Origin of the sequence: Pseudoalteromonas sp. OOF1S-7, from assembly GCF_022347765.1 — a bacterium.
Taxonomy (GTDB): domain Bacteria; phylum Pseudomonadota; class Gammaproteobacteria; order Enterobacterales; family Alteromonadaceae; genus Pseudoalteromonas.
Genome location: NZ_JAKRFZ010000002.1, coordinates 399,642 through 425,227, shown reverse-complemented (window position 1 = coordinate 425,227; position 25,586 = coordinate 399,642). Strand labels below are relative to the sequence as shown.

Genomic DNA, 25,586 nt, shown 5'->3' with positions numbered 1-25,586 from the left:
TGTACGCGATGTTTAACAAGCCTAAGCGCACAGGGCCACAGTTCGATACATTTCCTGACAGGGTACGACACAATTAAACAACCTTGAATAAGCATACTACAGAATCGAGCAACGCATTCATCTAGCCTTAAGTCTCCTCATCAGGGCCAGCTCAGGCTGTCTGGGCTGGAAGACAATCAAAAGGAAAAGGACAAAGGTATGTGTGACGTGAAGGGTAAGAGAAAATCAAGGGGGATGGCGTTGGGCCTGGTCAGTGCGGCTTTGTTGCTCGCAGGTTGTGGCACGAGTAATGACGATCATTCGCTGGCAAAACATCGGGGGGTTTGGGTGCAGCAGGGCACTGGCAATCTGTGGCAGTTTGATACCGAACATTTGCGGCGTTTCCAATATAACAGCCATGGCTGTGTGCTGGTTGAAACACACCCCTACAAAGAGCTGGACGAGCTGGATCAGTACCTCAAAAGCGACAAAAGTACATTGACGTTAACCACTCATGCGACCAATGACTGGGTATTTACAAAACAATCAGAAATGCGTGAGCAATGTCAGCGCAAAAATCGCCTGAACGGTGACGACCCCGTAGCCAACTTTGAGTATTTCTGGCATACATTTAACGATTACTATGCATTTTTTGCGCTTAGAGACATTGACTGGCAGGCAGCCTATACGACATACCGACCCCAGATCAATGCAGGTACTTCACCACAGCAGCTTGCGAGCGTTTTTGAAGCCATGCTTGAAGACTTTGATGATACGCATGTGTCACTCACAGATGGCAAGCGCTTTGAAGTGTCGGGTGAAAGCAGCACGGCGCTATATGAAGATTTAGTCTGGCTTATGCTGCAGCGCCACGGTGAGCAGTGGGAAGCGTATATTGACACCGCCTATGACGAGCAGCTGGGTGAGTTTGCGCAAATTACCAATCTATATCTGACGGGTGAAAAACTAACACGATATCAGGACAGTAATGCCCTTGGATGGGGCAAAGTGGCAGGCAACCTGGGTTATATTCGTATTGACCGTGAGTCTGCCATGCTGGCGCCTGAAGAGTCACAAAGCGATGATTTTTTTGCTGTTATCTCTGATGCAAAGCAGGATATTGAGGATACCCAAACATTAATGCGCGAAGTGATGAAAGACCTGGCTGACAGCGACGGCATTATTATTGATTTGCGAGTGAACGATGGGGGATTTGATGGGGTTTCACTGGAGATTGCGCGATTTTTTAACGATCAGGCACAAACTGTGGCATACAAGCAGATCCAAAATAACGATTACCAGCAGGACAAGCAGGCAATAACACTGAAAGCCGCGCCGGATCAGGCTTACACTAAGCCAGTATATGTGCTTACCGGCGAGCTGGCTTACAGCGCGGGCGAAGTATTGGCCCAAACCTTAAAATCCTTGCCTCATGTAACACTTATCGGTGGCGCGACCAATGGGGCGGTGTCAGATGCACTGAGCTTTACGCTGCCTAATGGCTGGACAGGATCGTTGAGCCACCAGAACTATTTGGATCTCAGTAACCAGGTCCTTGAAGCGGCCGGCGTGACGCCGGATACGGCTGTGCCGGTCTACGCCAGAAAAGAAGTCGAATGGGCATCGGATAATGTACTTGATTATGCTATTCAAGCACTCGGCGCGGCGCCGAGCCGGGGTTTTAGCTTTCCGGGAGTAGACCAGACCTTTGCTCAGAGTCTGGCCGAGATGGCCATTCCCGGCGTTGCCGTGGCGGTTATCAAAAATGGGCAGATCATTTTTGAAAAAGGCTACGGAATCGCAAATCTGGAAACCGGGCAGCCCATGACGGTCCATGCCCCGATGAATGTCGGCTCAACCAGTAAAGCGGTGATGGGGGCTGGTATGATGCAGTTAGTTGAACAAGGCCGACTCAATCTGGATATGTCATTGTCTGAGATGAAATTGCCGTTTGATATAGCACACCCAAATACAGAGCGTGATATCCTGCTGCGGCATTTAGTGACGCATACCTCGGGCATCAGAGACACCGTACAATACAATTGCAGCTACTATATTCATGGCACGAATTTGTCTTTATATGCGCAAGGCGGGCATGAGGTCTGTGAAGACACAACGCTGACGGATCCCACCGAGTTCTATCGGGCGTATTTACTGCAAGATGGTCAGTATTACAGTGAGGACGTATATATTGGGGCAGGCAGCTTGCCACCTGGCAGTGTTCACAACTATAGCAATGTGGGGGCAGGTCTGGCAGGGTATGCCGTTGAGCATGTGCTGGGTATTAGCCTGGTTGAGCATTTGCAGCAAAACTTGTTTGCGCCGTTGGGGATGAATAACACACACTGGGATTATACTCAGTTGCCAGAAGACAATCCGAAAACACCTCAGTACACAGTGGATGATGAAGGCACAGTACACTATGTGCCTGAGTTCAGTTATCCGACTTTCTTTGACGGAGATTTGAACTCAACGGCGCATGACCTGGCTCGCTTGTTAATTGCCATCAGTCAGGGTGGCACACTGGACAATGTCAGCGTGTTGAGTGAGCACAGTGTCGCAACCATGCTGTCTGTGCAAACAGACGTGCCGACCTATTGGATGGACACGCAGGGGTTGTTTTGGTTCTGGCAAGGTCCGTTTGTGGGTCATGGCGGAGGCGATCCGGGTACCCATACCATTATGAGTTACAATCCATACACCAAAACGGGTGTGGTGGCGCTGGCGAATGCGGAAGATGGCACGCTGGGGAACGGGTCAAACATACAGCGTTTGCAGACTCACCTGGCTGCATTCTACCGTGCCGGAGTGGCTCATCAGTAAAACGTCGTAGTGATACGGTACAAGGAGGGCTGCGCCCCTCCTTTTGGCACTGTAAGCAGATACAGGCTGACGTATCTCATAAGTGCTTAACTGTGGATATTTTATAAACGTTATTGTTAATTGTACTACCGAATGCTTCAAAGCTGAGTGTACCTATTTGCTTAGCCCCCAGTCTGCGATAAAACTGGTTTGCTGTGTTTTCTGTCCAGGTGTAAAGCCACATGGGCGTACCATAGTGACTGGCAACCCGGCTTAGCAGAGCACGCCCAGCCCCTTTGCCCTGAAATGATCTATGCACATACAGTTTGTCGATTTCATAACCATTGTCTGGCGTCTGGTACTGAGCGGCCAGGTTGACCAGCACAAAGCCTTGCAGCATATCAGCCTGTTCACAGACAAGCAGCCGGTAATCCGAGTGTTTAAGCAAAGACTGAAAATAGGCTGTGGTGAAGGTGCTGTTCGCGTATTCTGCATAGTCTGGTCTAATCCCATCCGTTGCGTAAGTATCGAGCCAAACCTGCGCAGCCAGCACGGCCAGCTTCTGGCAATCCAGACTGTTCGCAGTGCGGATCTTATAGTTGTGCGTGTTACTTTCATGCATGGGGCCGTGTCCGTTTAAACCGCGCTTTGAATAACAGCAAAGCGCTCATTACAATCAGCGGCAGGTGAGCAGCCACTGAATAAATTGCATTAAACAAAAATGTCCTTTTGTAATGCGGTCAGTGCCAGTGAGCAACCAGCCAGTACAACAATATTTAAATATATACTCGTGAGTGTATGTATTTGTACCGAAAATTAAAGTAATTTGTATGGGCGTTAATAAGCAAGGAGCTGAAAAGGTGGGTATTAAAATGGTGCAAGTTGGTATGTGGCTTGCGATGCTGGTCTGGTTTGTCAGCAGTTGTAGCGGGCCTCAAACTGCCGAGCCTGGTGAAATCACACTATCTGACAGTGACGTTCACAGGCAAGTAGACCTCTTACTGGCCGATTTAGTATCGGACTTTATTCCCGGCGTGAGCGTCTACATCGAAACGCCCAGCGGACAATATACTGCCAGCGCTGGCTACGCCGATCTTCAAGCGTTGGCGCCTATGATCAGCCAGACCCGGATCCCCAATGGCAGTGCAGGCAAAAAGTTGATCGGTTTGCTGGTAGCTATACTGGATGATAAACAATTGCTTAGCCTCGATGAGCCTGTGTTGCCCTGGGTGCCAAACGACCTCGTAACAGAGCTAAAAGGCATAGAGAAAATGACCTTACGTCAGCTGCTTAATCACAGCGCCGGGGTCGTTGAATACAATGACGTGGGCGAGCTGGATTTTATTCGAGCGCAACTGGCTGACAAGGCGCGCCGCAAGGGAAACCGGTTTGCATTGCAGTTTGTCCTGGGTAAGCCAACTTACTTTGAACCGGGCAATGGCTTTGCCTATTCAAACTCTGGGTATGTACTGGCAGGTATGGTAATAGAAAACAAGTTAAAACAGCCTCTTGGCCGATTACTGCACGAGCATGTGCTTGAGCCACTGGATTTAACAGAGACCTTTGTAAAAGGGTATGATATTGCGGCGGATGATGTGGCGTCCGGCTATTTCTTTAACATGGACGAGCCTGACTTTGTCCTGCCATACCGCCAGCGCTACGACACGAAACAGCTGATTGTGAATACGGCATTAGCGGATGCACCGGTTGCATCAAGCGCACGGGATATGGCAAAGCTACTCAAAGCCATAGTCGTTAAAGCGCAGCCTGTTAATGAACGCATCCACCGCAATATGGTCGGTGATAAGCATCTGCGCGCAGCCCGCTGGTTGCCGAGCTTTATGGACGGGGCATTGTATTATGGTTTAGGCGTGATGGTTGAAAAGCATGAAGACGGTGTTTTATATCATCATGGCGGCAATGAGTTTGGTTATATCACACAAAGTGTTTATCTGGCCGATCAGGGGGTGGCGATCGGACTGATCGCCAACTGTGGGGCTCAGGATGAGTGTGATGAACCGGTTATAGCGCTGACTCACACTCTGATCGCGCTTTTTGCTGCTAATAGTAGCGGCTAAGCGGGTTGCACTGAGTTGCAAGTAAATGTGCGATGGCCTGACGGGTGTCGTCACTCTTGTTCTGACTGAGTTTAAATGTACCCGTTATTGACGTTATCTCTATGCTAAAGAAAAACAGTTGCGAAAACAGTTTATCTATCTGGTGTTCGCTCAGCGTCGACATATCCCAGGGATTGGCCTCAGATTCAAACTGGGTTAACTGGCGCTGCATGGTCGCGTATTTATCGTCCGGGTGTGTGATCTCCTTGAGTTGTCCGCGGATATGCACGGTGGCGTAATCCCAGGTTGGTAACATGATCCCGGCAACCTGGCTGGGGGATAAATAAGCATCCGGTCCTTTGAATAATACGTGCTGCTGTGTGTTTTGTTGTTGTGTTAACGGGTTGGCCAGATTTGCATGCCCCAGTAACTGGGTCTTGTCCTGACTCAGGCTCAAAGGCATATGCACCAGCTGACAGTCAGGATCTGCGGTGATCACTGTGGCAAGTGGGCAGTCCTCAATCAGTTGCCACAGGTGCTCGGTATTGTGCTGTGAAAAAGCACTACGTGGATAACTCATAACCAGCCCTGCAGTTTGTTCTTCACGCCCGGCCACATGTCATCTGTGATGGTAAACTGAGCGGAATTACGAAATGCATTGGGCGCAACACGCTGATCCTTCATCATAATCCCTTCGAACTGCGCACCCAGTCGGGCGATTGCAGTACGCGACGCCTGATTGTGTTCGTGCGTGCGCAATTGCACGCGCACCAGGCCCAGCGTTTCAAAGGCATGTTTTAGTAGCAGGTATTTGGCATGGGTATTAATGTGGCTCCGCTGCCACTGTTTACCAATAAAAGTATGCCCTATTTCCGCGCTCAGGTTGGTTTTGTGCAACCTGAACAAGCGGGTGCTGCCCGCCACCTCATTACTGTGCTGGTCGATGATCACCAGCGGTAACTGAACGTCTGGGTCAAACTGTGCATTTTGTTCAAACCAGTGAACGAGTTTGTTATCCGTTTGACAGTAATTATCCAGCACCCAGCTCCACAGCTCAGTTTGTTCCCCGAATTTGCGTAAGTGTGGCAGGTGTTCACGTGAAAGCGGCTCAAGTCGCACCTTGTCTGTTCCCAGTGAAATTTGTTTCAACATAAATCTGTACTCCATAACTGTATTCCAATTAGGATCAGCTTAGTGATTTCTGGTAGATTATAAACAACCAGAATTTTATTTTTAATTAGACCAGTTGGTGTTGTCGAACTGGCTGGGAGAGTAAATATGTTAACGGGCGCACCCTTGACTCAGAGTTCACCTAAGTATATTCAACTGGCACAGCAGATCCGAGTTGCAATTAAGCTGGGACATTTGCAGCCCAATGACCCGCTGCCTTCAGCGAGAAAACTTGCCGAGTTATATGGTATTAATCGCCATACCGTGATGACCGCGCTGCAAAACTTAGTCGCGCAGGGCTGGTTGTGCTCCGCACAAAGACGTGGATATCGAGTGAATCAGGCACTGCCGATTGAGTCCAGTCAGCTTGTTGTGCAGCCCAATACACAGATCAGAGACATTAAACCCGACTTTGCGTCATCGCTGTCAGGTATCCAAACCCGAAGTTCAGAAAAAGCAACTTACGAGTATAGTTTTGCAGGCGGTTTGGCTGACTTGTCTGACTTTCCTTACGATGAGTTTCGGCGTCATCTCAATCAGGCCTGTCGCGCTGTGAATGTACCACAGTTGCACTATGGTAATTGCAGTGGAGAACCGGCTTTGAAGCAACAACTTCAGCATTATCTGCGACGCGCGCGTGCTCTGGATTGTGAAGATCTTCTGGTGTGCAATGGCTCTCAGGAAGCCTTATTTTTGATTGCCAAAGCCTTTATCAGAAATGGTGAAGGTGTTGCAGTGGAATCGCTGGGTTATCCTCCCGCACATTGCGCATTTGAGGCATGCGGTGCGACGCTCCATGGTATTGCCCAGGATAAGGAGGGATTAGACGTAGATAACCTGCGTGCTTGCTTCGAACAGAACAAGATTAAACTGCTGTACTTAACGCCGCTACACCAGTATCCGACGATGGTGACCTTGTCCGTTGCGCGTCGTATGGCGATATATCAGCTGTGTGCCGAATATGGTGTATTCATTATCGAAGACGACTATGATCATGAATTTCACTATCGTTGCCCACCACTACAGCCGATGGCTGCAAGCGACCCTCACGGGATTGTGATTTATGTCTCTACCTTTTCGAAAATCATGTTTGCCGGAGCCAGAATGGGCTATCTGGTTGCCAGAGCGGACGTGCTCAATCAGCTGATTTTGCTTAAGCAATTGATGAATCATAAAAATGATATTCTGCTGCAAATGGCACTGGCGAGCTGGATGGCCTCCGGTGAGTTTGAACGCCACTTAAGGCGCATGACCAAACGCTACCATGCGCGCTGTGATGCGATGGCGTCTGAGCTTAAACACTATCAGGCGCAAGGGTATCCAATGACGTTTACTGTGCCAGATGGCGGTATGGCATTTTGGGTTAATGTGCATCAGGATGTGTCTGAACTGAGTGTCCGGGCGGCCGAGCGAGGCGTTTATGTGCAGACCGAAGATGAATTCTGGCGATTTTCTCAACAACACTACTCGCATATTCGGCTTGGATTCGCCGGTCAAAATGAGCAGAAAATGCGAGCCGGGTTAGCGCGTCTCATCGCATTACTTGAAAAGGGGGAACGAACAGGGTGAACAATATGTCTTGCAGAGTTGCAACCATATTGTTGAGTAAAAGTGTCACATATTTATTATTCCCGGTACTGTCTGGAATAATATATTCATAATAAACATAAAGGTAGCTCGAATTCTCTTCTGGCTTGTTAAGGTGAATGCGAACCCATTATGTGCGAAAAAATATAACCAAAGTGTAACTTTTTTGTTTTCATTGTGTCTTTTGTTATTTCTATTGTTGACTTTTGTGTTGGTGTTTCGTTACTTTCATTAACGAATGTTGCATTTCTTGTTTCATTTCAATATCGAGTGATTCACAAAAAACATAAGGATAATAATTATGAAGACAACAATAAAAGCGTTCGCGTTGATCGCCGGTACAGTATTTGCGGGTTCTGCATTTTCTGCTCAGGTAGTATGTGATGTTTACCCTAAATCAAATGGTCACAGCTGGGGCAATGGTACGCCTAATTGTTCTGGCTTTGACTTCTCATTCGGTAGCTCCACGAGCGGTCGTTTCTATCTCAAAGATGTGACCAAGGAAATCAAGGAAGTCCGCTGGGAAGGTAATGCGAACTGTTCTGGTGGTACCAGCTGCAGAACAACCATCCGTGCCTACACAAGTAACACAGCAACTGCACTTATTTTGTATAAAGACGGTACCTGGGAGCGCCCCAAAGCAGCCAGCGCATTCTACGAAACAGGACACTAGTCGATATGTGTGAAGCCTAATTGCAAAGGGGTTCACACTTTTGTTCTGCTTAGATGAAGTTCTAAACACTAAAAAATGAGATAACAGAAAAGGAAATGACCATGAAAACAATAATAAAAGCATGCGCGCTTATTGCAACCACCGTATTTGCTGGATCAGCATTTTCGGCGCAATTGGTTTGTGAAGTATATCCTAAAGGAAGCAATGCACACTCCTGGGGTGATGGAACACCCAACTGCGGTGGTTTTGACTTCTCGTTTGGCAATTCAACCAATGGCCGTTACTATCTGAAAAATGTCGCAAAACCTATCCAGGAAGTGCAGTGGAGCGGCGATGCAAACTGCTCTGGTGGGACGAGTTGTAATGCTACTATTCGTGCGTATACGACTAACTCAGCTTCTGCGCTGATCTTGTACAAAGACGGTTCCTGGGAGCAAACCAACACAGCCCGAGCCAGTTACGAAACAGGCTACTAGGCTTTTAGAGGGGGGCTATGGCTACCAAGTTCCTCTCAATTGTTATTGACGTCTCAATTGGAATGCCGCTTTTCTAATATGGCTTTGCCACCTTCCCAGCTTACGATAAACACTTTATGAAATTCATCCTCGCGAATACTGACAGAGTGTCCGCTCAGTAACTTGACCAGCTCAGGCGTCGTATTACTGTGACCGGCAACAACGATGGTGCCCGATTGCGCTTTAAGTTGAGTAGCGAAAACCGCCAGTGCGCTTGGGTCATACAATTGCACCTCGATTGACGTAGCTGCACTTAAGGGCGCTAATGTTTGTTTTGTACGATGGTAATCTGTTGAAAATAAACGGTCCGGGTCCAGTGGGGCCAGTAACGTGACGAGTCGCTGTGCTCTTTGTTGTCCTTGTTGTGTTAATTCCGGGTTCTTTCCCGCCTGTTTTTCTGCATGACGTATCAAAACGATACGATCAGGCAGTGCGTGCGCAGCGGCGGCAGTGAGCATTATTAGTATCAGAAATAAGGGCTTCATATTCTTTATGGTCTTTATTTTTAAAGCTGGCAGTGTGTCCAATTTTTACCGCGATAGCAAGCGGCCACCTCAGCGGGGTGTTTAACAGTCAGTCCTCAAACCTGTCCGTTTTGCCAGTAATGGCGGACACTTTTTCTGTCCGCGGACACTTTTCCATTGTCACTAAACTCATTAAACTCAATAAAAACAATGTGTTAAAAATTGGCACGACTCTGGTATTCATTTTACTAAACCGATGACAGGACACTTCGACATGCAAAGGTTTGTGGCTTTGCCACTGCGCAATGTTGGAAGCAAAGCCTGACCAATGTGAAGTGAACAAGACTAAGGAGTACCCATGATTAAAGACACCAGTCAACAGGATTTAGTGGTGAAACCTGGGAGGGTGAGCTGGAAAAAGGCCGCTGGCGCGATTGCACTGATTGGCGCTTTAGGCGTCACCGCGCGGGCTATTTCAATGGCGGATTCGACAGGCCGTTCCTTTGAACGCAGTGCCCTGCAGGTGGCAACGGTGTCGCGGGGAGATTTCGTACGCGATATTTTGGCCAGTGGCAGAATTGTGGCTGCTAACGCACCGCAGGTTTATAGCCCGGAGGCAGGCTTTGTTGATTTATTGGTAAAAGCGGGTGATACCGTCACTGCTGGTGAAGTAATTGCCCGAGTCGTTAGCCCGGCGCTGACCAATGAATTGAAACAGCAGCAGGCAGAGCTGGCAAGGTTGCGTGATGACCTGGCACGAGAGCAACTGGAGGTCAGGCGCGAGACATTGACACTCAATCGTGCTCTGGAGCTGGCGAAAGTAACATTGGATGCCGCTGAACGTGAGAATCGACGGGCACAGCTTTCCATACAGAAAAATCTGATCAGCCAGATCGATCTCGAAGAAGCGGTGGACGATCTGGCTCGCGCCAGGCTGAACTATCGTCATGCGCAACAGGAAGTGGCACTGAGCAAGGATACGCTGGCATTTGAGCTGGCCGCGGCGAGTAACCTGGTCGAACGACAGCAGTTGGTTGTGGATGAACTGCAACGCAAGGTGAATGCACTGGATATCAATGCACCGGTTAGTGGTTTAGTCGGAAATCTGATGGTACAGACCAAGGCTGCGGTTACGGCCCAGCAGGCGCTGATGACACTGGTTGATTTATCCGCCTATGAAGCACAACTACAAGTACCTGAAAGCTATGCCAATGAGCTTGGCCTTGGCATGAGTGTGGTACTGCAGGTTGGTGCCAGCGAGGTGTATGGTAAGCTCTCTGCGATTTCTCCGGAGGTCAGCAACCGGGAAGTGACGACCAGAGTACGTTTTGATCACAGCGATATTGGCGGGATCCGACAGAACCAGCGTTTGTCTGCTCGCATACTATTGGATCACAAAGAAGGCGTTGTAAAAGTGCGTCGGGGTTCATTTATGAACGCAGGGGGAAACGTCGTTTATCGGGTTGAGGGGGCAGTGGCAACACGCCTGGATGTGCGCACTGGCGCATCCAGCGTCAATGAAGTGGAAATATTGCATGGCCTGAAACCTGGCGATCAAATCATAGTGTCTAATTACGAACAATTTGAACAAGCACCTTTAGTGCAACTGAGATAAAAAAGGATAACAACAATGCTAGATATGAAAGCGATCAGTAAAGTCTATCAAACTGACATGGTACAGACGCATGCACTACGGGATTTTAATCTTCATGTTGCAGAGGGAGAGTTCGTGGCGGTGACCGGCCCTTCGGGCTCTGGGAAAACCACTTTTTTGAATATTGCGGGCATGCTGGAACCCTTTAGTGGCGGGCAATACTGCCTGGACGGGGTCGATATTGGCAAACTCAACGATAACGCCAGAGCAGACCTACGCAACCAGAAAATTGGTTTTATTTTTCAGGGTTTTAACCTTATTCCAGACCTAAACCTGTACGAGAACGTGGAAGTGCCATTGCGATATCGTGGCATTAAATCGGGTGAGCGTAAACGTCGCGTAGAAGAATGTCTTGAGTTGGTTGGATTAGCGGGACGGGCCAAACATTTGCCTCAGCAATTATCCGGGGGTCAGCAACAGCGTGTCGCGATTGCCAGAGCACTTGCCGGGCGACCGCGCTTTTTGCTGGCGGATGAACCGACCGGTAATCTTGATAGTCTGATGGCGCGTCAGGTTATGGAGTTACTGGAGCAAATCAACCGTGAGGGCGCAACCATAGTGATGGTAACGCATGATCCTGAATTGGCACGCCGGGCACCGCGCAACATTCAAATTGTCGATGGTCGGGTTACAGACTTTACCTTGTATCAGGGACGTTCTGTGGACACCATGATGACAGCAGGGGGCTAACATGTTTACACATTATATTGATCTGGCATGGCGCAGCCTGCGCCAGACACCTATGGTTACCTTCCTGATGATATTAGCCATCGCCATCGGCATTGGGGTGACCATGACGACTTTGTCTGTTTATCACATGATGTCTATGGATCCGATCCCACAAAAGAGTAATCGTTTATTCGCAGTGCAAATGCAAACTATGGATGAGGGGGAAACGTGGCAAACGGAAGATAATATTCCATATCAGTTAACCTACCCGGATGCCATTAACTTGCAGGCGTTGCCCGGTGACTTTGCGCGTGCAGCGATGATCCGCTCCGGATTTTCCGTCCATCTTAATACACCAAGCAGTAAGCCCTTCATAGAAAACGCGCGGGTGACCGGACGTGATTTCTTTAGCATGTTTGACCTGACCTTTATCCATGGCGGGGCCTGGACTGAGGCGCAATCACGCAGTGCAGCACCTGTGGTTGTGATTGACGAGGAGATGGCACAGCAGCTATTTGGTAAAACAGATGTTGTGGGCGAGTCATTATTTCTTGGAGAGCGTCGTCAGGAAATTGTGGGCGTGACGCAGAAGTGGCGACCAACCATCAAATTTTATGACCTCAACAATGGCAGCTTTGGCAAGGCAGAGCGACTGTTTGTACCATTCAGTCATGTGAAGGCCTATGACGTGGATACCTGGGGTAATACCAATGCCTGGAAATTTGAAGAAACCCGCGACTTTAACGACAAAATGAACTCCGAGATGGTCTGGATCCAGTTCTGGGTGCAGCTGGATACGCCAGCGCAGCGCCAGGCCTATGGTGATATGCTGATGGCCTATATGCAAGCGCAGCAAAAGCTGGGTCGCTTCAACCGTGAAGAGTTATCGTACGGATTACAAGACGTTAATGCCTGGATGAACTACAACGATGTTATCAGTGAAGACAACAAAATCCTGGTCGGTCTGAGCTTTATGTTCTTGGCGGTGTGCGTGGCCAATATTCTGGGTCTGCTGCTGGCAAAATTTATGCGCCGTGCTGCAGATGTCGGTGTAAGACGAGCACTGGGAGCCAGTAAGCGGCAGGTATTTTATCAGCACCTGGTGGAAGTGGGCTTGCTGGGCCTGCTAGGTGGCAGCCTGGGTGTGTTATTCGCCCAACTTGGCCTGCTCGGGGTACGTCAGAGTTATGATTATTATGAAAGCCTGGCCAACATGGATTGGGTGATGCTGCTCAGTGCGCCCGCTATCGCCATTTCGGCGTGCATCCTTGCTGGGCTTTATCCGGCCTGGCTGGTCTGCCGAACCACACCCGCTACACATCTTAAAGTGCAATAAAAGGACAGTTATATGTTTGAACTAAAACCGACTATTAACGCACTGATGCGTTCTAAATTAGGGGCTGTGTTATTGATCCTGCAGCTTGCTATCACACTGGCGATAGTCAGTAATGCGGTATCTATTATTCAGGACAGGATGACCTATCTAAATAAAAATACCGGCTATCCGGAAGACGACATTTTCAAGTTCAATTCGCTTAACTTTGATAAGCAGTCAGACTTGCTGCAACAAGTGGAACTGGATGAACAAAAGCTGCGCGGTATTACCGGTGTTATTGACGCCGTTGCGATCAGCTCTGTGCCTTTGTCGGGCAGTGGCAGCTCCGGTGGTATGCAGCTTAAGCCTGAACCACAAGAAAGTAAAAGATCTAACATGGGCTATGTGACGGGTGATGAACATGTACTTAGCACATTAGGCGTGTCTGTGTCTGAGGGGCGAGATTTTACCGAGGCTGATGTGGTGGTGATTGACGACAGTGATGCGCGTCCCTCGGTTGTCATTGTCAGTCGTGCTTTATCTGATGCGTTGTTCGGAGCGGGTAAGGGACTGGGTGAAACGATCTATTGGGGAGCCGATCCGCTGAGCATCATTGGTATCGTCGAAACTATGGCCAACCAGTGGCCGAAAAGCAGTTTTGGCGAAAAAATGGCCATTATTCCTATGCTCAGGGTTGGCAACTTTCAGAAGTACCTGGTCCGAACTGCCCCCGGAGAGCGCGCCCAGGTAATGCGTCAGATTGAAGAATTAATGTTGTCCGGTCACCGCGACCGGGTGATCAGTGATATCACTGGGCTAGATCAGAAAAAAGCGCGCTATGATGCCAAAGATGTACTGATGATGCGCATGCTGATAACGCTGATTGTGGTACTGGTGATTGTTACAGCTCTGGGCATTTTTGGTTTGTCGACCTTTAATATCAGTAAACGAACCAAGCAGATTGGTACACGACGGGCCCTGGGGGCCAGAAAATCAGCCATTGTACGCTATTTTGTGGTGGAAAATGCACTGATCTGTGCCATGGGGCTGATGCTGGGTACCGCAGCGGCAGTGTTACTTGGGCAGCAGCTGATGCAGTGGTATTCAGTCCCGGCGCTGGGCTACTCATTCATTGCCATCACCGCCGGGTTGTTGTTGATGATGAGCCTGCTCTCAGTACTGATGCCTGCATTACGTGCTGCCAATATTTCTCCCAGCATTGCGACACGCAGTGTCTGAGCTGGCTTTGTCAGTATCAACTGACTTTGCAATCTGACCCACGGTGGCAACCTGGTTGCTGCCGTGCACTTACTTCAGCTGCAGGCAGTTTGAATTGATATGAGATTACTTACTGATAATAAAAGAGATTATGTTACACTGAATGGACTGAGCCAAAGTGATGGATATAGCTGGCTCCCGGACACAATACGAGCACAATAATAATGATGAATAAGATACTCGTCGTCGATGATAACCAGGCTGTGTTAGATGCACTTTCACTGCTGCTGGAACTTCATGACTATCAGGTCGAAACGGCTTTAACTCCCTTCGAAGCGTTGCAGATCGTGCGCTACCAGCGCATTGCTTTGGTGATCCAGGATATGAATTTCACTGCTGATACGACCTCCGGAGAAGAAGGCAAAACTTTATTTCAGGCATTACGTGCTATCAATCCACATTTACCCGTGATCCTGATCACAGCCTGGACCGAACTGGAAATGGCCATCGAGCTGGTCAAAGCTGGCGCAGCGGATTATCTAGCCAAGCCCTGGGACGATCAAAAGCTGCTCACATCAGTTGCTAACCTTATCGCCTTAGGCGAAGCAAAAGCGCAAAACGAACAGTATGAACGAGTTGCGCAACAGCGTGAAACACTGAACGATGGGGCTGATCTGCGTGGCCTGATTTATCGCAGTGCAGCAATGCAGCGCGTTGTGGACATGGCGGTACAGGTTGCTAAGTCCGATGTGGCGGTGTTGATCACCGGAGATAATGGCAGCGGCAAAGAAAAAGTTGCCGAGATTATTCAGGCTAATTCTGCGCTTAAAGCAGCGCCCTTTATTAAAGTCAATGCAGGGGCATTGCCACAAGAGTTAATAGAAGCCGAACTGTTTGGGGCAGAAGCCGGGGCCTATACTGGTGCTAACAAGCAGCGTATCGGGCGTTTTGAGGCTGCTGATGGTGGCACTTTGTTTCTGGATGAAATTGGAAATTTACCCTTATCTGGTCAGATGAAGTTACTCAGAGTCTTGCAGACAGGTGAATTTGAGCGGCTTGGTTCCGTTGCAACCCGGCGGGTCAATGTACGCGTGATCTCGGCGACCAATGCTGATTTACTGGCGGATATTCAATGCGGCCGGTTTCGTCAGGATCTGTATTATCGCCTCAATGTCATCGAACTGAATTTACCGCCGCTTAAATCGCGTAGTGATGATATCTTGGTGCTGATCGCACACTTTTTACCTGGCCGAGAACTGAGTCTGAACGCGGAAAACCAGTTGCTCAGCTATGATTGGCCGGGCAATGTCAGGGAGTTGGAGAATGCCTGTAAGCGAGCTGCAGTGCTTAATCCGCAGGGATTGCTTGAAGCGCAGGACTTCGGTTTACAGCAGGCAGCTTTGCGCCCCGAACAGCCTGCGACGGGCAAGCAAGAGCCCGGTAAAGCGGAACTTGAGGCAGCAATGCGGCAATTTCATGGGGTCATTGCCAAAGTTGCACGCCATTTTGGTATGAGTCGCCAGGCCTTGTATCGGCGCCTGCAAAAACATGATATTGATTACTAAAATGAAGCTGCCCGGACTATCTATTGCGCAAAAACTGCAATTATCGCTGGCGCTGACTCTGATCATTGTTAGCGTGCCGTTGCTGCTTGTTATTGGCTGGCAAACCTGGCTCAGTGTTCTGTCATCGGCCATTTTAGCCGGGGCAGGTATACTCAAACTGCTGACACGAAAATTATTTGCCGGTTTGCAGGCGCTTGAAAGTGGCTTGCTCAATTTTAAAGACAGCGATTTTTCAACCTTACTGGCCTATCAGAATAACGATGAGCTGGGCAGGTTGTGCCACTTATATAATGAGGCAGCAGAACAGCTCAGAGACGAAAAACAGTGGATTTATCAGCGCGAGCTGATGCTGGATAAGGTGTTACATAGTGCGCCGCAGGCTTTGTTGTTGACTGATGATAAGGGCATTGTGGTGTTTTCAAATCACAGTGCCAAGGCGCTGCTCAATTGTGAACATAATCTCGAAGGTATGAAGCTCGATAAACTGGCGCAGCAGGCCAGTCCAGCGTTGCATGCCGCGATGTCGGATGCGATGGATGGGTTGTTTGAACTGCAACCCGACGGCACAGACAAGCAGACCTGGCATTTATCCAATGGCGAGCTGCTACTTAACAACCAGTTTCATCACCTCTATATCTTCAAGCAGCTGACTCGCGAGTTAAATCGTCAGGAGGTGGCGGTATGGAAAAAGGTCATCCGCATCATCAGCCACGAGTTAAACAACTCACTGGGGCCCATTTCTTCGATGCTCCACAGTGGCAAAATTTTAGCAAGTAAGCTAGAAGAGGCGCGACTTGAGCGGGTATTTTCAACCATAGATGAGCGGATCCGTCATTTGACTGAGTTTGTTCAGGGCTATGGAAAATTTGCTAAGTTACCTGCACCCAGACTCCAGCCCGTGACTTTGTCACAGTTGCTGGCGCGCCTGCAAGCTCACTGGCAGTTTAGTTGCACACAAACGAACGTACTGCCGCAGAGCCGTCAGTTGCTCGCCGACGCGGCCCAGCTTGAACAATTGCTGATCAACCTGCTTAAAAATGCTCATGAGTCGGGTGGTGACCCGGGTGCCATTGCTATCGAGGTGCGCTTTTCGGCTCAGCACGTGTTGCTCAGTATTGTGGATGCCGGTCAGGGGATGAGCGAGCATATTATGGCAAATGCTCTGATCCCATTTTATTCTACCAAACCCAGTGGTACGGGCTTGGGCCTTGCGTTGTGCCGTGAAATAGTGGAAGCGCATCATGGGCATATTTATTTAAAAAACCGGCCGCAGGGTGGGTTATGTGTCGAGGTCCGCTTGCCGCTCACCACTATCTGATGTGGCAGTCGGGTGCTTTGGACAGCCTTGTACGCTTTCCAGCCAGGATACGGTATTCGCAGCAATGACGATGGTGCCAGATAGTACCAGGCTGGCAGCACTGACTAGTCCGGCGCCAGCCAGCACCAGTGCGCAGGCGTCGCCCCGACATTGATTGATGGTCTGCATTTGGGCACTCGTCAGTGTCTTTTTACGCATCATTATTTTACATTTAGCGTCGTAATACTGAATATCTTGCGGGGCAAATAAACAACCACTTAATAAAATCAAGCTGATAAATGACAGGCCCACCATGGGTTTTAAACATGTCATGCTGGCCTCTGTTGGGTGAAATAAGGGCACCTAAGTATGGCGCGGATCATTCAAGCTGGCTTGAACTCGATAAAAAAATGCACATACTCAAGTAAATAGAGTATCAAAAACACGCCCACTGATTATGACTGAACCGCTTAAACAGGTAAAGCAACTCAGAATCAAGTTATTGCTATTGCTGGTCATTGTGTTTATGGCGCTGGCAGCATTAGTGCCGTTTGTGATCTCCAGTTTAAATGAGCGCAATGAACTGAATGCACATATTCAGTCAATCAAGAAAATAACCAGTGAAATCATCTACTACGATGAAGTGCTGACGATGTCATCGCGCATGTACACCTTTACCGGAGATGAAAAGTGGTCGCAGCGCTATCTCAGTATTGCCAACACGCTGGATCAGACCTTATCTGAAGCGGAGGCGCTGGATCCTGTCATTGCCGACGCAATCGTTGCCACCGCTCAGGTTAACACCAAATTAATTGAAATCGAGACTAAAGCGTTTGCGTTGCGTCGTGCTGGTATGGCACAGCAGGCTCAGCAAATTCTGCTGAATGAGGCGTACTTTGCGCTCAAATCTCAGTATCAGGCTACCGTTTTTGACGCACTGGATAAGACCAGGGTGCTGGGTGAAATCCAACTGGTGAAGCAAAATGAGCTTAAAACCCAGATCCTGCTTGTGTCTTTAATCGCGCTGGCACTATTATTTCTGGCTTTCATTGCCTATTTGTATCGTCACAATAAACAAGCTGACGTAACCGTGGAAGACTTACTGAAGTCGCTCAATGGCTCGATTGTTCAGTTGAAAGCGACGTCAGCAGAGCTGGAGCAGGCCAGTAAAGCTAAGTCGCAACTGTTGGCCAATATGTCCCATGAGCTCAGAACACCCATTAATGGTTTGTATGGCGCACTGCAGTTACTGCGCAAAGAAAAACGCTCCACTGAAAGTACAGCTTTGCTGGATACCGCCACTATGTGCAGTGAGATGTTATCGACGCTGGTGAACGACATTCTGGACTTTACGCAGATGGAAGCCGGGAAGCTGGCACTGGAGATAGATGAATTCGACTTGAGCAAAGTGGGCAGAACCCTGGAGCATATCTATAGCCATGAATGTGAACAGAAAAAACTGCACTTTAGTTATACATTTGAGGTCAGGAAAACGGCTAGGCTAGGCGATGAACTGCGACTTAAACAGGTACTGATTAATTTACTCAACAATGCCGTTAAGTTCACTAAGCAGGGGCGTATATCTTTGTCATTTACCGCAACGCCGGACTCCGAACAGGTCGAGATTGTGATAAGCGACACCGGAATTGGCATGACGGAGGATGTGCTGAAAAGGCTATTCATACAATTTGAACAGGGTGATGCCTCGCCTACCCGGCTTAAGGGCGGCGTTGGACTGGGCCTGGCAATCGTGAAGTCTCTGGTAGATGCTATGCAGGGTACCATTCATATTTCCAGCGAGCCAGGCAAGGGCACGATAGCGACCTTAGTGTTACCATTGCCGCTACCTGATAAGTCGGCACAAAAGCACTCGGAACAAGTAGCCCCCGATAGCCAAAAGGCAAACGCAGAAGCAGCCTTACAGGGGTTGTCGGTTTTGATCGTTGAAGATAATGCCGTGAACCAAATTATCCTCCAGAAAATGCTGGTCAGTCAGGGAGCAAAAACAACCGTGGCGGTTAATGGTCAGGATGCAATTGAGAAAATGCATGCCGAGATCCAGCTGGTATTGATGGATATTCAGATGCCCGTGATGGGTGGCATTGAGGCGTTTCAGGTGATCAGAGCTCAGTGGCCGGTTGTGCCTGTGATAGCGGTTACCGCCAATGTATTTGAAAGCGATGTATCACACTACATTGATTTAGGGTTTGACGCTGTGGTGGCCAAACCCATTTCCCAGCCGGAACTGACCGAGTCAATTCTTGCCCACTGTGTATCACTGCATGAATGAGCCGCCAGTTTACAAACGGCTCTGCTGGGTTAAGCTTAGTTTTGCAATGATCCTGTTACTGGCCTGCTCAACCAGGTCTAACACCAGTTCAAACCCGTCACCGCCACCATAATAGGGATCCGGCACTTCACTTTGGGACTGTTCGCCATAGCGCAGAAACAATGTCAGTTTGTGCAGGTATTGTTCCGGGCATCTGGATTGCAGGTCTGCCAGATTCTGTTCATCAGCGCACAGGATCAGATCAAAGTACGCAAAGTCCTCGGGCTGAACCTGTCGGGCTGTGATAGATGACAGGTTGTAGCCGCGTTTATGAGCGGCAGCCGCACTGCGTCGATCAGGCGGGTTGCCCTGATGATAGGCAATGGTGCCCGCAGAATCGACTTCCAGGTTAAGTCCCTGTTGTATGGCAGCATGTTTCAATACTGCTTCCATGGTGGGAGAACGGCAGATGTTGCCCATACAGACGACTAACACCCTGGCCGGGTTACTAAATTGAATAGCGACACTCATAAAAGGATCCTTTTGCTGTGCGGCTGCCAGGGTAAGGCAGCCCAGAGTGTTTACTATACTATCAGATTTTTATGGCAATATTAGGGTAGATCACAGGCTCTCATGCGGACCAAATACTTCGTACAGTATACGCGCTTCATCAACGCCCAGCGCCAGCAACTGTTGTTTCAGGTCGGCCATAAAGGGCGTTGGACCACACAGGTAGAATTCGCCGCTGTTAACTGGCAGTGTGCTACTCAATGGTGCCAGGAGCATGCGTCCGGCGCAGCCTTGTTCTGAGCTGGCTCCGGTTGCACCTTTTTCAAACCAGGTATAAGTACTCAGTGCTGGCAAAGATTGAACAGCTTTCGCCAGTTCTGTGTTAAAGCTAAGTTGCGCCTCGGTACGGCAGGCATGCAGAAAAACCACCGCCTGATTGCTGCGGTGCTCAGCCAGGGTATGTAACATCGCCATCATAGGCGTAATGCCAACCCCGGCACTGATCAATACCTTGGGCGTGTCTGTTTGTTTGAGCACAAAGTCACCCGCAGGCGGCATAACATCCAGTTCATCACCCTCGTGCAAACTGTGTAAATAGCCGGAAACCAGGTTATCTTGTTTGACTGAGATACGATAGAACCGGGTATTAGAGGCATGTGATAAAGAATACTGGCGGATTTGGCGATGGTTTTGGCCCGGAATGTCGCACTGAACTGCCAGGTATTGTCCTGCCTGATAAGGCATGACGGCCTGCTCATCACTGGGTGTCAGGTAAAAACTCTTAACCAGTTCAGACTCCTGAACAATTTGACTGATCGTGAAGCGGCGCGTGCCCCGCCAGCCGCCATGGTGTTGCTCGGCCTGGCGATAGATCCCTTCTTCCTGGGTAATAAACAGATCGGCCAAAAAGGCATAGGCTTCGGCCCAGGCTTGCTCTATATCTGCGTTAAACTGCTGGGGAAATTTTTCCCGCAGGGTTGCGAGCAGATGCTCACCGACTATGGGGTAGTGATGTGGTTGTATACTGAGACTGGCATGCTTGTGGTTAATGCGATCAATGGCATCGGCCAGTACCTCAGGTTGATCAATATAGGTTGCATAGGCCGCGAGTGCGCTAAACAAGGCGAATTGCTGCCTGCCAGAGCGTTGGTTGCTGAGGTTGAAAACATTAAGCAGCTCTGGGTTATGAGCGAACATACGCTGGTAAAAGTGTTCAGTAACCTCGACGCCGGCGTCGGCCAGCAAGGGGATAGACTGTTTAACCAGGGTTATAGTTCGTTGAGAAAGCATAAAAAACTCCTAAAAAGTCCACTTCCCGTTGAAGTGGAATAAATGCACGAAAAATTAAAACTAACCGCGACGCCCATCCCGGCGCTTAACGACCAGCATGGGAGCATATATAAAGACAAACAGCGCAAAACTGGCAGACCAGATCAGGGCACTGAGTTGCCAGGCCAGGTGCGCGCCAATGTATGTGGGCAGCATACTGCGGATCAGCGCGCTTGTGAGAATGAGCAAAAATGCCACTGACATCAGCGGGTGTGGCGTTAAGGGGCGGGCAGTATGGCCCAGTGCAACCCGGGCCATCATAGCCAGGATCATCATGCCCATACCGCCTATGGTGATCAGATGTAGCGCATCTTTGGCCTGCCAGCTGGTGTTAAAGTAGGCACTGCCAAAACCAATCAGGCCGAGGGCCATCATCAGATAGGCCAGATAGAGTGACCACAGTAATGGCACCATAAATAAACGACGCTGAAACCACGCAGCTGCACGTGCCAGATGTAATAGCCCGGCCAGGATCAACAGGTAACCGGGCATGACAGTAAGCTGCATAAAGTGATGAGCAAAAAATCCAGCCACACCTGTCAGCGAAACAAGCAGCAGTAGTTTATCGAGCCGGGGAGTACGTTGTTGCTGTGCCAGTCCCAGACCTCGGGAGATGAAAAAGGGTATCACGCGGCCACCCAGTATACTGATCAGTATGGTGAACCCCAGAACAGCCATCTGACTGAGCAGGCCCGCCAGTTCAAAAGCTTGCAGATCAAGCACGACGATAAACACGATATTCAGAGTTGCCAGAAGGGCCAATACAGGAACAAACAGGTAGTTTTTGCTGTTATGAACCTGGACAACCACCCAGGTGAAATGACAAATGGCAATTAACCAGAAGGCACCTTGCAGGACAATTAGCCACAGCAAAGGCTGGGCTGACCATACCCCGGCAATCCGGGCACTGCTCCAGACCACACAGAGCCCCAGTAATGGCCAGCCGTTTAACGTACTGACGCCCGTCCAGTTTTTTGCCGCAGTAAACAAAAAGCCAATGGCGATTGCGCTGGCAAAGCCAAATATCATCTCGTGTGCATGCCACAGGGTTGCCGGATAGGGGGCAGACCAGTTCAGATAGCCACTTAGTATTGCAAACCACACCAGCATCGCGCTGCAGGCCCAGAGGCTGCCCAGTAAAAACAGGGGTCGAAATGCCAGCATCAGCACAGGTGCATGGTGTAATTGATACCATTTGGCTACGCGTGGAATCGGTTCATCAAGATTGAGCAGAGTCATCAGCACACCTCCAGGCCAAGGTTATACTGGCAAAAGCACCTTGCTACGTAGCTAACTTTGAGTAGGGTGGCAAATACAATAGTACTGATGTGGGCCGCAATTTGTGTCGATAAAGACAGTGAGTGGTCAAAGACATAACTGGCCATAATGGCCAGCACAAAACCAATCAGGCTGAGTATCAGGCATTGGTTGGCATAGGGGAGTGCACGATGATAAAGCTTCATAATTACCCTTGTAAAACACAGTGAGTCGAACTCCTTAGATAAGGGCATGAAATATGCCAATGTTTTTATTTTTATAAAACAAGGTGATATGATTTTTTAATTGCCGGCATGAGTCATAATGACTTACACTAAATGTGTCTTAAAAACTTTAGTGGGTCATATTGACGTGGATCAACGAACGCTATCACACCTGCTCGGTATCAGCACTGAGCTGGCTCAACAACTGCCACATGTTAAAGCGGGCGATATCGGGGCGTTTAGTCAGGCCCTGGTTCGTGTTGTAAAAAGTGTGGTGACGGCAGATGCCATTGCAGTTTTGCGCTGCGAGCAGGGGATTGCCTATCCGCTTGCGTGCTCAGGCCTTGCGCCAGAAGCTATGGGGCGGCGATTTGTTATCAAGGACCATCCGAGACTGGCCGCTATTGCCAGTGCTCAGCAGCCGCAGGTATTCGCGGCGGATTGTTCGTTGCCGGATCCTTATGACGGGATGCTGCTGGCCACTGCCGGGGCATTACCTGTACACGCCTGCATGGGGTTTTCGTTATATCAGGACGAGCAGTTGCTTGGCATGGTTACTTTTGACAGTCTGACGCCCAGCGCCTTTGAAGGCGTTGCGTTGCCAATGTTAGCGATGCTGCAGTCACTCATTGCAGCACATTTTGCAACAGCACTGAACCTGGTGACCTTGTCTGAACAAGCCCGGCACGGTATGGCGATGCTCAGAGAGATCAGTCACCAGAGTTTTACTATGATAGGCGACAGTGAGGTGATGCAACGGCTTAAACAGGATATTGATCTGGTTGCCAACTCTGAACTGAGCGTGCTGATCCAGGGGGAAACAGGCACAGGTAAAGAGCTGGTGGCAAGACGTATTCATGAGCACTCCTCGCGCTGTCAGGGTCCGTTTGTCCAGGTCAACTGTGCGTCTTTAAGCGAAAACCTGGCTGAGAGTGAGTTTTTTGGCCATCGTAAAGGCGCGTTTACCGGTGCCGACAGGCATCGCGAAGGTAAATTCTTGGTTGCTCACGGTGGCACTTTGTTTCTTGATGAAATCGGTGAGCTGCCACTGAGCATGCAAAGTAAGCTGCTGCGGGCGCTACAAAGCGGCGAAATTCAGCCTGTCGGCACAGACAAGCCTCAATACGTAGATGTCAGGATAGTCGCTGCAACTAACCGGGATTTACGTCAGGAGGTCGAAACCGGTCGCTTTCGCGCCGATTTATTTCATCGCCTGAGTGTTTACCCGCTCCAGGTTCCGCCGTTGAAAAACCGGGCTCAGGATATCGTGCCGCTGGCGGGTTTTTTTGTTGAACAACTGCGCAAAAAACTGGGGGTACGCCAACTGGTCCTGTCAGATCCTTTTGTGAAACAACTGCAAGCACACGACTGGCCGGGTAATGTTCGCGAGCTGGAGCATGTGCTCAGCCGGGCGGCGCTAAAAGCAAAACATGCCGCCCGGGAGCAAGATATTGTGCTGGTTGATATCACCCATGGTGCTCAGTGGCGAACTGATGTCGCGAGTGAGCTGACAGCTAGCCCGAATAGCGATACTTTGTCCGTGTCATTGCCAGCAGAGCAAACATTAAAGGCGGCTACGGAAGCATTTCAGAAAAACCTGATCAAGACGCGGTTACAGAGCAATGGGCTGAACTGGGCTGCAACGGCGCGTGAACTGTCTGTTGACAGGGCAAATCTGGTGCGATTGGCAAAACGCTTAGGGATAGAAACGTGCAAAAAGCTAAATTGATTGCAACTGGCGTTTTGTAAAATGAAAGTAGTTAAACAAGGACTGTTATTCGCAATGAAAATTGTTCTTACTAAGTTTATAAGTTATTTATTTTAAAAGGATATATTAAGAAATTTATTAGTTTTAATCGGTCTTGCTAAGTTGCAATTTTGTTCTAGGTTTATAAGGCGTCTAACTATTTCTTATTGAGGGGGCCCTATGCAGGGTAGCAAGCAAGTAATAGCAGCATTAAATCAGGTGTTAACACTCGAGCTGACATCCATCAACCAATATTTTCTGCATGCTCGTATGTGGAAAAACTGGGGCATTGAAGAGCTCAACGAGAAAGCCTACAAGAAATCCATCAAAGACATGAAGCAGGCCGACGACTTAATTGAGCGTATCTTATTTCTGGAAGGCCTGCCAAACCTGCAACATCTTGAAAAATTGCGTATTGGTGAGCATACCGAAGAAATGCTTAGTTGCGACATGGCCTTCGAAATGGAGCAGTTGCCGGTACTACGTAGTGCCATTGAGCTGTGTGAAAAAGAGCAGGACTATGTCAGTCGCGAATTGCTCGAGGATATTCTGGAATATGAGGAAGACTATGTCGATTGGCTGGAAACCCAGCAATTCCTCATCAAAAACTGCGGTATAGAAAACTATCTGCAATCGCAAATTGAGGAGTAAGACATGCAAGGTTCTCAAAAAGTAATTGATTTACTCAACAAGCAGCTGACTCTGGAGCTATCGTCAATGGACCAGTATCTGGCTCACTCCAAAATGTACGAAGACTGGGGGCTGTCCAGATTGCACCATAAGCTGGCCCATGAATATGAAGAAGAGCTGGATCATGCCAAGCGGATCACTGAACGTATTTTGTTCCTTGAAGGCACACCTGATACGGCGTCCAGAGCGCCCATTAAAGTGGGAGAAAACGTTCAGGAGATGCTTGAAAACGACCTGGCAGCAGAGATCACAGTCAAAGATCACCTTAAGAAAGTAATTGCGGTCTGTGAGGAAGAGCAGGACTATGTATCGCGCGAGATGCTCGAAGCCCTGCTGGACGACACTGAAATGGACCATATTTACTGGCTGGAACAGCACCTTGGGCTGATTAAACTTGTCGGCTTGCCGAACTATATTCAAAGTCAGATGTCGGGTGGCGACCCCAGCTAAGCAACGGATAACAACCCAATCTAAGGAGGCCTGGCCTCCTTTTTTATGCCGGGTTAAACTTAATCTGCAGGCTTGCCAAACTGGCTATTCGCAGAGATACTTGCCGCCACGAAAGGTGGTGGCACAGTGCTGCCGAAAACGGAGA

General features: G+C 49.2%; 24 protein-coding genes. 15 read left to right on the top strand and 9 right to left on the bottom strand.

Features of this window, described 5'->3' with window-relative positions; translation table 11 throughout:
- The first annotated feature begins 198 nt into the window (after positions 1-198).
- Positions 199-2,802: a serine hydrolase gene (locus MHN33_RS04625; RefSeq protein WP_239396327.1), complete on the top strand. Its 2,604-nt coding sequence runs from the start codon at positions 199-201 to the stop codon at positions 2,800-2,802.
- Between the two features lie 76 nt (positions 2,803-2,878).
- On the opposite strand, the gene MHN33_RS04620 is transcribed toward MHN33_RS04625, so the two are convergent.
- The gene (locus MHN33_RS04620; protein WP_239396325.1) at positions 2,879-3,403 is read right to left on the bottom strand and encodes a GNAT family N-acetyltransferase; all 525 of its coding nucleotides are present in this window, start codon (positions 3,401-3,403) and stop codon (positions 2,879-2,881) included.
- A gap of 238 nt (positions 3,404-3,641) precedes the next feature.
- Here MHN33_RS04620 and MHN33_RS04615 point away from each other — a divergent pair, with 238 nt between their 5' ends.
- Positions 3,642-4,859, top strand: coding sequence for a serine hydrolase domain-containing protein (locus tag MHN33_RS04615; RefSeq protein ID WP_239396323.1), 1,218 nt, complete (start codon positions 3,642-3,644; stop codon positions 4,857-4,859).
- Here the strand turns inward: MHN33_RS04615 and MHN33_RS04610 are convergent.
- Together MHN33_RS04610 and MHN33_RS04605 are read right to left on the bottom strand one after the other, a co-directional pair.
- Positions 4,843-5,418 carry an FMN-binding negative transcriptional regulator gene (locus MHN33_RS04610; RefSeq protein ID WP_239396321.1) on the bottom strand — a complete coding sequence of 192 codons (576 nt, stop codon included), beginning with the start codon at positions 5,416-5,418 and terminating at the stop codon, positions 4,843-4,845. The genes MHN33_RS04615 and MHN33_RS04610 overlap by 17 nt on opposite strands.
- On the bottom strand, positions 5,415-5,990 hold the full coding sequence (locus MHN33_RS04605) for a GNAT family protein (protein ID WP_239396319.1): 576 nt from the start codon (positions 5,988-5,990) through the stop codon (positions 5,415-5,417). The genes MHN33_RS04610 and MHN33_RS04605 overlap by 4 nt, the downstream gene beginning before the upstream one ends.
- 126 nt (positions 5,991-6,116) lie before the next feature.
- Between MHN33_RS04605 and MHN33_RS04600 the strand changes: the two genes are divergently transcribed.
- From MHN33_RS04600 to MHN33_RS04590, 3 genes are all read left to right on the top strand, one after another.
- Positions 6,117-7,577 (top strand): PLP-dependent aminotransferase family protein, encoded by a 1,461-nt coding sequence (locus tag MHN33_RS04600; protein ID WP_239396317.1) that lies wholly within the window; start codon positions 6,117-6,119, stop codon positions 7,575-7,577.
- A 319-nt stretch (positions 7,578-7,896) separates the two neighbouring features.
- Positions 7,897-8,268 (top strand): hypothetical protein, encoded by a 372-nt coding sequence (locus MHN33_RS04595; RefSeq protein WP_239396315.1) that lies wholly within the window; start codon positions 7,897-7,899, stop codon positions 8,266-8,268.
- Between the two features lie 101 nt (positions 8,269-8,369).
- Positions 8,370-8,744 carry a hypothetical protein gene (locus tag MHN33_RS04590; RefSeq protein ID WP_239396313.1) on the top strand — a complete coding sequence of 125 codons (375 nt, stop codon included), beginning with the start codon at positions 8,370-8,372 and terminating at the stop codon, positions 8,742-8,744.
- Positions 8,745-8,797: 53 nt separating this feature from the next.
- Here MHN33_RS04590 and MHN33_RS04585 read toward each other — a convergent pair whose 3' ends face one another.
- Positions 8,798-9,268, bottom strand: coding sequence for a phosphoglycerate mutase family protein (locus MHN33_RS04585; protein WP_239396311.1), 471 nt, complete (start codon positions 9,266-9,268; stop codon positions 8,798-8,800).
- Positions 9,269-9,605: 337 nt separating this feature from the next.
- On the opposite strand from MHN33_RS04585, the gene MHN33_RS04580 reads away from it, so the two are divergent.
- From MHN33_RS04580 to MHN33_RS04555, 6 genes are all read left to right on the top strand, one after another.
- Positions 9,606-10,862, top strand: a complete 1,257-nt coding sequence (locus tag MHN33_RS04580) for an HlyD family efflux transporter periplasmic adaptor subunit (RefSeq protein ID WP_239396301.1) — start codon at positions 9,606-9,608, stop codon at positions 10,860-10,862.
- 15 nt (positions 10,863-10,877) lie between these two features.
- Positions 10,878-11,591 carry an ABC transporter ATP-binding protein gene (locus MHN33_RS04575; protein ID WP_239396299.1) on the top strand — a complete coding sequence of 238 codons (714 nt, stop codon included), beginning with the start codon at positions 10,878-10,880 and terminating at the stop codon, positions 11,589-11,591.
- Position 11,592: 1 nt separating this feature from the next.
- Positions 11,593-12,906 (top strand): ABC transporter permease, encoded by a 1,314-nt coding sequence (locus tag MHN33_RS04570; RefSeq protein WP_239396297.1) that lies wholly within the window; start codon positions 11,593-11,595, stop codon positions 12,904-12,906.
- Between the two features lie 12 nt (positions 12,907-12,918).
- Positions 12,919-14,124 carry an FtsX-like permease family protein gene (locus tag MHN33_RS04565; protein WP_239396288.1) on the top strand — a complete coding sequence of 402 codons (1,206 nt, stop codon included), beginning with the start codon at positions 12,919-12,921 and terminating at the stop codon, positions 14,122-14,124.
- Between the two features lie 206 nt (positions 14,125-14,330).
- On the top strand, positions 14,331-15,668 hold the full coding sequence (locus MHN33_RS04560) for a sigma-54 dependent transcriptional regulator (RefSeq protein WP_239396674.1): 1,338 nt from the start codon (positions 14,331-14,333) through the stop codon (positions 15,666-15,668).
- Positions 15,652-16,986 (top strand): ATP-binding protein, encoded by a 1,335-nt coding sequence (locus MHN33_RS04555; RefSeq protein WP_239396279.1) that lies wholly within the window; start codon positions 15,652-15,654, stop codon positions 16,984-16,986. The genes MHN33_RS04560 and MHN33_RS04555 overlap by 17 nt, the downstream gene beginning before the upstream one ends.
- Here the strand turns inward: MHN33_RS04555 and MHN33_RS04550 are convergent.
- Positions 16,948-17,298 (bottom strand): hypothetical protein, encoded by a 351-nt coding sequence (locus MHN33_RS04550; protein WP_239396271.1) that lies wholly within the window; start codon positions 17,296-17,298, stop codon positions 16,948-16,950. The genes MHN33_RS04555 and MHN33_RS04550 overlap by 39 nt on opposite strands.
- Positions 17,299-17,422: 124 nt before the next feature.
- Between MHN33_RS04550 and MHN33_RS04545 the strand changes: the two genes are divergently transcribed.
- Positions 17,423-19,255 carry an ATP-binding protein gene (locus MHN33_RS04545; RefSeq protein WP_239396269.1) on the top strand — a complete coding sequence of 611 codons (1,833 nt, stop codon included), beginning with the start codon at positions 17,423-17,425 and terminating at the stop codon, positions 19,253-19,255.
- Between the two features lie 9 nt (positions 19,256-19,264).
- Here the strand turns inward: MHN33_RS04545 and MHN33_RS04540 are convergent, their stop codons facing one another.
- The 4 genes from MHN33_RS04540 to MHN33_RS04525 form a co-directional block, all read right to left on the bottom strand.
- Entirely contained in the window at positions 19,265-19,765 is a 501-nt protein-coding gene (locus tag MHN33_RS04540; RefSeq protein WP_239396259.1) for a low molecular weight protein-tyrosine-phosphatase, read from the bottom strand.
- 90 nt (positions 19,766-19,855) lie between these two features.
- Positions 19,856-21,034, bottom strand: coding sequence for an NO-inducible flavohemoprotein (gene hmpA / locus MHN33_RS04535; protein ID WP_239396257.1), 1,179 nt, complete (start codon positions 21,032-21,034; stop codon positions 19,856-19,858).
- A 60-nt stretch (positions 21,035-21,094) separates the two neighbouring features.
- Positions 21,095-22,312: an NnrS family protein gene (locus MHN33_RS04530; protein WP_239396255.1), complete on the bottom strand. Its 1,218-nt coding sequence runs from the start codon at positions 22,310-22,312 to the stop codon at positions 21,095-21,097.
- A complete protein-coding gene (locus MHN33_RS04525; RefSeq protein ID WP_239396246.1) occupies positions 22,312-22,536 on the bottom strand; it encodes a hypothetical protein in 225 nt (74 codons plus the stop codon). The genes MHN33_RS04530 and MHN33_RS04525 overlap by 1 nt, the downstream gene beginning before the upstream one ends.
- A gap of 118 nt (positions 22,537-22,654) precedes the next feature.
- Here MHN33_RS04525 and norR point away from each other — a divergent pair, with 118 nt between their 5' ends.
- The 3 genes from norR (at position 22,655) to bfr (MHN33_RS04510) (ending at position 25,441) form a co-directional block, all read left to right on the top strand.
- Positions 22,655-24,283: a nitric oxide reductase transcriptional regulator NorR gene (gene norR / locus MHN33_RS04520; RefSeq protein ID WP_239396244.1), complete on the top strand. Its 1,629-nt coding sequence runs from the start codon at positions 22,655-22,657 to the stop codon at positions 24,281-24,283.
- Positions 24,284-24,481: 198 nt separating this feature from the next.
- Positions 24,482-24,952 (top strand): bacterioferritin, encoded by a 471-nt coding sequence (gene bfr / locus MHN33_RS04515; RefSeq protein WP_010380638.1) that lies wholly within the window; start codon positions 24,482-24,484, stop codon positions 24,950-24,952.
- Between the two features lie 3 nt (positions 24,953-24,955).
- Positions 24,956-25,441: a bacterioferritin gene (gene bfr / locus MHN33_RS04510; RefSeq protein WP_239396242.1), complete on the top strand. Its 486-nt coding sequence runs from the start codon at positions 24,956-24,958 to the stop codon at positions 25,439-25,441.
- Positions 25,442-25,586 lie beyond the last annotated feature (145 nt).